The sequence below is a fragment of the Wohlfahrtiimonas larvae genome (assembly GCF_002006755.1).
GTDB lineage: Bacteria > Pseudomonadota > Gammaproteobacteria > Cardiobacteriales > Wohlfahrtiimonadaceae > Wohlfahrtiimonas > Wohlfahrtiimonas larvae.
The window spans coordinates 1-7,849 of record NZ_MVDO01000088.1; the positions used below are offsets into that span (position 1 = coordinate 1).

At 37.7% G+C, this 7,849-nt stretch carries 6 protein-coding genes; 4 read left to right on the forward strand and 2 right to left on the reverse strand.

Translation table 11 applies throughout. The features are described 5' to 3' along the window. Positions 1-221: 221 nt before the first annotated feature. Together BZK14_RS05630 and BZK14_RS05635 are read left to right on the forward strand one after the other, a co-directional pair. Positions 222-1,391, forward strand: a complete 1,170-nt coding sequence (locus BZK14_RS05630; RefSeq protein WP_077925583.1) for an amidohydrolase — start codon at positions 222-224, stop codon at positions 1,389-1,391. A gap of 55 nt (positions 1,392-1,446) precedes the next feature. Beyond that, complete coding sequence (locus BZK14_RS05635) at positions 1,447-2,943, forward strand: AbgT family transporter (protein WP_077925584.1); 1,497 nt, start codon at positions 1,447-1,449, stop codon at positions 2,941-2,943. A gap of 59 nt (positions 2,944-3,002) precedes the next feature. Here BZK14_RS05635 and BZK14_RS05640 read toward each other — a convergent pair whose 3' ends face one another. Both BZK14_RS05640 and BZK14_RS05645 read right to left on the reverse strand, forming a co-directional pair. Beyond that, positions 3,003-4,535: a pyridoxal phosphate-dependent decarboxylase family protein gene (locus tag BZK14_RS05640; protein ID WP_077925585.1), complete on the reverse strand. Its 1,533-nt coding sequence runs from the start codon at positions 4,533-4,535 to the stop codon at positions 3,003-3,005. A gap of 2 nt (positions 4,536-4,537) precedes the next feature. Then, positions 4,538-5,911, reverse strand: coding sequence for a diaminobutyrate--2-oxoglutarate transaminase (locus BZK14_RS05645; protein ID WP_077925586.1), 1,374 nt, complete (start codon positions 5,909-5,911; stop codon positions 4,538-4,540). A gap of 376 nt (positions 5,912-6,287) precedes the next feature. On the opposite strand from BZK14_RS05645, the gene BZK14_RS05650 reads away from it, so the two are divergent. Together BZK14_RS05650 and BZK14_RS05655 are read left to right on the forward strand one after the other, a co-directional pair. Next, positions 6,288-7,265 carry a DUF1852 domain-containing protein gene (locus BZK14_RS05650; RefSeq protein WP_077925587.1) on the forward strand — a complete coding sequence of 326 codons (978 nt, stop codon included), beginning with the start codon at positions 6,288-6,290 and terminating at the stop codon, positions 7,263-7,265. 87 nt (positions 7,266-7,352) lie between these two features. Further along, positions 7,353-7,849 (forward strand): uroporphyrinogen decarboxylase/cobalamine-independent methonine synthase family protein (locus tag BZK14_RS05655; RefSeq protein ID WP_483887732.1); only part of this gene is annotated, 497 nt, incomplete at its 3' end.

The window sequence follows — 7,849 nt, forward strand, 5'->3', positions numbered from 1 at the left end:
TAGAGTTTTGCTCTGACATAATCAATCCATCATTGTGTTCATTAATATGGGAAAGGATTCTAGCAGATTTAATAGATGTCATAGGCAATTACTAAGTATAAAACCAATCTTTATGATGATTTAAAGTTTATATGCTAACCAATCAATAATTGCTAAAGAAGTTAAACTCTTTCATATTAAAAACTGCATAAAATAATAATATTATAAGAGGGGAAATAACAGTGATACTACAGCAGCTCAAAGAATGGTTAGCTGAAGCCACTACCATTCGACAACAATTTCATTCATACCCTGAACTAGGATTTCAAGAACATAAAACACAACAAAAAATTATAGAGTTACTAAAAAAATATGGCGTTGAACACATTGATACTCGTTTTGGAAAAACTGGGGTAATCGCTGTGATCAAAGGCAATCGATCAGGTTCATCCATAGGATTACGTGCAGATATGGACGCATTGCCCATTCAAGAAAATAATACTTTTAATCATAAATCACAAATTCATAACCAAATGCATGGCTGCGGCCATGATGGCCATACAACTATGTTATTAATGGCTGCTAAATATTTAGCATTGCATAGAGATTTTTCAGGACAGGCAGTGTTATTTTTTCAGCCCGCAGAAGAAGGCTTGGGTGGTGCTGAAACTATGGTCGTTACAGAAAAAGTTTTAGAACATTATCCTGTTGATGCCATCTATGCACTACATAATTGGCCTAATCTGCCTGTAGGTACCTTTGCATTTCGTAAGAAAAATATTATGGCAAGCTCTGACCGCTTATTTATCACTATTAAAGGTAAAAGTGGGCACGCAGGTTTACCGCATAGATCACAAGACCCTTTATTAGTCGCCACACATATTTACCAAGGAATTCAAGGGCTTGTTAGTAGAACTTTTAACCCTTTAGACCCTGTGGTGATTTCTATTACACAAATTCATGCAGGCCAAACAAACAATGTTATTGCAGATGAAGCCAAAATGTCTGGTACATTTAGAACACATTCTCATGAAGTTCGTAATGATTTGATTAAAAAATTACAATTACTCGTCGAAAATATAGGCAAAGCTTTTGATATGGAGGCAATCTTTGAATTGGGGCAGATACATCATCCCGTAACCATTAATACAGATCTAGAAACAGACATTGCCATCACTGCTGCGAGTGCGATTGTGGGAAAAGAAAATGTCATCACAGATATTACACCAATGATGACAGCAGAGGATTTCTCTCATTTCTTAGTACATTGTCAAGGTTGTTATGGATTCATAGGCAATGGCACTGAAGCACCTTATAATTCAGACTTACACAATTCATTTTATGATTTTAATGATGCCATCATTCCTTATGGCGCTTCATATTTTGTAAAAATCATACATGCTTATCAATAAAACTATTAATAAATTATTATAAATATCCTCGCCTATTTAATCTAAGGAGAGCATTATGACAACACTTAACAATCATAAAGGGTGGTTTGATCGCCTAGAATCCTTTGGTAATAAAATCCCACATCCTCTATTTCTATTCAGTACACTTTGTCTCATTATCGCCGTTACATCTTGGATACTGAGCTTTTTTAATCCTCAATTAGTTCATCCAACAACTGAAAAAATTGTGACTGTTCGAAGCATTATCAGCAGTGAAGGTTTAGTTTATATTCTAGAATCAACCATTAATAATTTTATTAATTTTAAACCCTTAGGTTTAGTCTTATCAATGATGATAGCAGTAGGATTAATGGAAGAAATCGGACTAGCAGGCGCAGCCATTAAGTCTGTCCTACTCAATGCACCCAAGAAATTTGTTACTATGACTATTTTTTTCGTTGGCATTATTGGAAATCTTGCATCAGATGCCGCTTTTGTCCTCATCCCACCTTTGGCAGGTATTATCTTTGCTGCAACTAAACGTAATCCAATTGTTGGAATATGTACAGGTTTTGTTGCTGTAGCTGCAGGTTTTACAGCCAATATTTTCATTGCGGGTACAGATGTTTTATTATCTAGTGTTACAAACGAAGTACTAACCACAGTATCTGATCAAACCATTACGCCTGCTGCTAATTGGTATTTCATGTTGGTATCTGTGCCATTTATCATGATCATTGGCACATGGATTACTGAAAAGATGATTGAACCTCGTTTCCCTGTATCAGAAGCAAAAATAACACAAAATACTGAAGAAACGTACAAACTTTCTAGAATTGAACTACGCGCTGTCAAAATAACAGGTATTTATGCTGTAGTATTTAACATAGCTTTATTACTCATGATCTTACCTGAAAACTCGCCATTACGTAATTCTACTGGAGGATTAGTACCATCACCATTTTTAAATGGCATGATTCCGATCATTATGCTATTTTTTATCAGTTGTTCACTTGTATATGGATTTCTAGCAAAAAAAATCACAAAAATGGATGACATTCCTGCCATCATGACTAGATCATTAAAGAATGTTGGCGGTTACATTATTCTGGTTTTCTTTGTTGCGCAATTTATTGCTTGGTTTAATTGGACCAATCTATCACTTTATTTAGCTATTGGCGGTGCTAACTTGCTTTCTGCCATAGAAATACCGAATACTTTCATGCTAATTTTATTAATAATACTCTCAGCATTAATTAATTTAATCATTTTCAGTGGCTCTGCACAATGGGCGCTGATGGCTCCTGTCTTTATTCCACTATTTGTTTTATTAGGCATGGAACCTTCCGCAATTCAGATGGCTTATAGAATTGGCGACTCAACTACTAATGTTATATCACCAACTAACCCATATCTACCTATGATATTAGCGATGATTGCTCAATATAATCCTAAGTTCAAATTTGGTACATTTTTATCCATAATGATGCCATACGCACTGATTTTATTGACATCATGGAGTATTTTATTCTTAATCTATTATAACTTAGGGTTACCTTTAGGCCCTGCATAATGCACTAAAAAAAGAGGATCAATGATCCTCTTTTCAATACTCGCAATGATTAATTAAAATTAAGCAATTGGTGGAGTATATGTACCATTCGCGATGGAATCTTTAATACGATCAGCTTCTGCTTGCACTAGCGACAAGAGATTTTGAACATTTTCCAAAGTTGCGATTGGGCTTAATGTTGTCATTTTTAATGATTGAACATCACCAACTTTTGTTACGCCGATATTTGCTTCACCACGTGCAAATAGTTCATCTGCCACGTTTTGATTCAAATTATCCACGAACTCAACAGGATAACCTTCAGGCACAACGCGAAATAACACTGATGCAAATTGTGGTTCAACCAACAATTCTAAGCCATTGGTTGCTTTAATATAATCCGCAACATCACGTGTTAGTTTCACGCCATGATCAATCATTGAGCCATATAGCTCTTCACCCAATGCTTCCACTGTCATCCATAATTTCAACGCATCAAAACGGCGCGTTGTTTGTAAGGATTTAGACACAAGATTCGGCACGCCATGCTCTTCATCATAAGCTGAGTTTAAATATTCAGCTTCATAATGCATGTAACGATAGTTTGCTTCATCTTTCAGTAAGAAAGCACCACATGAAATGGTTTGGAAATAATGCTTATGGAAATCCAATGTCACAGAATCAGACAACTCCAAGCCATCCAACATTGCGCGATATTCATTCGACAAAATTAAAGCGCCTCCCCAAGCTGCATCAATGTGCATCCAAGCATCATATTGATCAGCAATGTTTCGGATCTCTTTCATTGGGTCGATTGCACCCGCATCTGTTGTGCCTGCTGTTGCCACGATACATGCCACGATTTTGCCATCAGCTTTGAGGTCAGCCATTGTTTTTGCTAATGCGGCAGTATCGATCTGTGCATCGCTATTTACAGGAACCGTCACAACTGATTGAAAGCCCATGCCCATCATTGCTAGATTTTTCTGGACAGAAAAATGCGCATTTTCAGAACATACGAATTTCACATTGCGCATTGCATCTGACGGAATACCATCACGCTGAACAGACCAAGGTTTACCGTTGTCATCTTTCCAGTTTTTAGCAATACACGCATCGCGCGCTAATAAAATACCCATCAAGTTGGATTGCGTGCCACCTGATGTGAATACGCCAGCTTGCCCTTCTCCATAACCAACTTTTTGACGAAGCCAATCAATCAATTGCACTTCCATCAATGATCCTGCTGGGCTTTGATCCCATGAATCCATTGATTGGTTAGTGGCATTGATTAATACTTCAGCAATTTGGCTTGTGACCATTGTTGGGCAATGTAAGTGCGCCAAAGAGTGAGGATGATGAACTTTTAAGCTTTTATTTAAGAAAAGTTCCACCATGCGATCCAATGACTTTTGTACGCCCATACCTTCTTTAGAAGGTTGAAACGCAATTTCTTTGCGGAGCGCTTTAATGCTGCCGCCCGTGTACATTTTTTCGTTTTGCAACCATGCAGAAACAGCTTCCACTGCTTCGCCCATCGCTGACTGATAGTCAGCGATGGATTGTGCATCATTGCAGAACAATGCTTTACGGTGTTCTGCAAAATCAGCCATCTTTAAGCTCCTCTCACCATTGTTAATGCTTCCGCGACTGCTTTCTTAAAGCGAGCAATCACTTCTTCACACTCAGCTTGAGTAATAATCAATGGGCACAATAAACGAATCACTGTACCGTTACGGCCGCCTTTCTCTAACAATAATTTGTTATTGAAACATGCCGTTTGGATCGCTGCTGACAATTGAGAATCGCCTGGGAATAATCCCATATGATCTTTTTGTTTTGTTTCATCAACAATTTCTATGCCGATCATCAAACCACGACCACGCACATTGCCAATGCATGGGAATTCTTTAGATAAATTTTTCAATTCAGCTTGTAAGAAATCACCACGTTCTTGTGCATTTTGTGCCAAGTTTTGTTCTTTGATCATTTTGATGGTTGCTAAACCTGTTGCCATAGCCAGTTGATTGCCACGGAAGGTTCCAGTATGACCCGCTGGCTGCCAAGCATCAAACTTACGTTTAATACCTAAAACTGCCAAAGGCAAACTACCGCCCACCGCTTTTGACATCACAATGATGTCAGGCTTAATACCTGCATGTTCAAAAGCAAACATCTTTCCAGAACGTCCAAAACCTGCTTGAACTTCATCCAGAATTAACACAATGTCGTGCTTTTGAGTGACTTCACGGATTTTCTTTAACCATTTTACAGGTGCTGTTACAACGCCACCTTCCCCTTGAATTGCTTCAAGAATCACAGCTGCCGGCTTTGTTACGCCGCTTTCGACATCTTCAATGAAGTTTTCAAAATAATATGTCAAAGCATCCACACCAGCATCTCCGCCTAAACCTAGCGGGCAGCGATATTCATGCGGATATGGCATAAATTGCACACCTGGCATTAAACCGTTCACTGCATTTTTTGCAGAAAGGTTGCCTGTTACGGATAAAGATCCATGAGTCATACCATGGAAACCACCTGAAAAACTGATAATGGTATTACGACCCGTATAAGTTTTTGCAAGCTTCATTGCTGCTTCTGTTCCATCTGCACCAGACGGTCCACAAAACTGTAAGCAATACTCTTCTTTGCCTCCCGGCAATTGTTCAAGTAATGCTTCAGTAAAAGCATCCTTTAAAGGCGTTGTTAAATCTAAAGTATGTAGTGGCAAACCACTTGTTAAAGTATCTTGGATACTTTTAATAACCACAGGATGATTATGGCCTAATGCCAATGTTCCTGCCCCAGCTAAACAATCTAGGTACTTAGTACCTTCCACATCGGTAACCCAACAACCTAAGGCTTCCGCTATCACCAACGGCAATTTGCGTGGATAGCTACGAACATTGGATTCCATCTGACTTTGGCGAGCCAAATAGTATTCGTTGGAAGGATTAGTGGCAGGGTTTACAGAAAAAACGCTCATATCGAATTACCATCTCTGATAGGGTTTTGAAAGAAAATAAGTCTGGTGACTTGCGGTCCTTTGACTCGGTGCTTTATATAACTTGGTGGATGACGTGTTTGTCCATCGCAACCAAGAAAACGGATAATACAGACTTTTTAATTAAAAAAAACATTTTTCGGCCCTAGGGGCTCTAAAACTCATTTAAAAAATATATCGATAAAAAATAATGTCTTAAATCAGCCTTTTATATTTTTCTTAATATCACAAAAAAGCAAATCATCCTATTCATGAATAAGATTCATGTTTATATGAAATCAAATCATTTTTATTCATAGACTGACTTATATATAAATACATATATGTTTTATGTTAATAAATTTAAGGATCACATACTATGAGTCAGACTTTTCTCACATCCATTAAAAGCATCCCTTTTGATGAAAATTATCATCCATCTGGTAATACTCGCCTCACAACTAACTTTGCAAACTTAGCAAGAGGTGAAAACAGACAAGAAAATTTACGCAAAACATTGCAAATGATTAATAATCGTTTCAACTCATTAGCAACTTGGGATAATCCTAAAGGCGATCGCTATTCTATTGAAGTATCCATTATTTCCGTAGATTTAGACGTTGAAGGTAATGGCAAAAGCTTCCCAACAATAGAAGTATTGCAAACAACAATCGTTGATCATAAAACTAATGAACGCATTGCTGGCATGCCCGGCCATAGCTTTTCATCGTATGTTCGTGACTATGATTTCAGCGTATTGCTACTGGACCATAATAAAGGTCAAGAGACTTTCAGCGTGCCTGAAAATTTTGGTAACTTACACGGCAAGCTATTTAAGTCATTCATCAACTCAGATGATTACAAAACTAGATTCAATAAAGCTCCTGCCATCTGTTTGAGCGTTGCAACCACTAGAACTTATCATAGAACAGCCAATAAACACCCTATTTTAGGGGTTGAATATCAACAAAATGATTATTCATTAACAGATGAATATTTCAAAAAAATGGGCTTAAAAGTTCGTTATTTTATGCCTGAAAACAGCACAGCACCTTTGGCTTTCTATTTCTCTGGTGATTTATTGAGTGATTATACAGATCTTGAATTGATCAGCTTGATCAGCACGATGGAAACATTCCAAAAAATCTATCGCCCTGAAATTTACAATACGAATTCAGTGGCAGGTCAATGTTATCAACCTAGCTTAAATTACCAAGATTATTCATTAACACAAATTGTCTATGATCGCGATGAACGCAATCAATTAGCCGTGAAACAAGGAAAATTTACTGAAGAGCACTTCATTAAACCCTACAAAAATATTTTGGAACAATGGGCTGCTAGCTCTGCACTTTAATTATAGCTGTTTCAGCTAACAATTGATTCTCTCGCCGTAGGCGAGAAAATCAGAAAATATTAAAATTACAATACAGGGTTATTGATTATGAAAATTTTATTACCAACGTCTACTGCTGGCAGTTTACCGAAACCTACTTGGTTGGCAGAGCCTGAAAAATTATGGTCACCTTGGAAATTAGAAGGTGATGCATTATTGGAAGCAAAACAAGACGCATTACTTATCTCTTTGCAAGATCAATTGCATGCAGGCATTGATATCGTGAGCGATGGTGAACAAACTCGCCAACACTTTGTGACAACATTCATTGAACATCTCAATGGTGTGGATTTTGAAAAACGTGAAACAGTGCGCATTCGTAATCGTTATGATGCCAGCGTCCCAACCGTTGTGAGCGCTGTAGAACGTCAAAAACCTGTGTTTGTGGAGGATGCTAAATTCCTACGAAAACACACAGACAAACCTATTAAATGGGCATTACCGGGCCCAATGACAATGATAGACACACTCTATGATGCCCATTATAAAAGCCGTGAAAAACTAGCTTGGGAATTTGCCAAAATTCTCAACCAAGAAGCATTGGA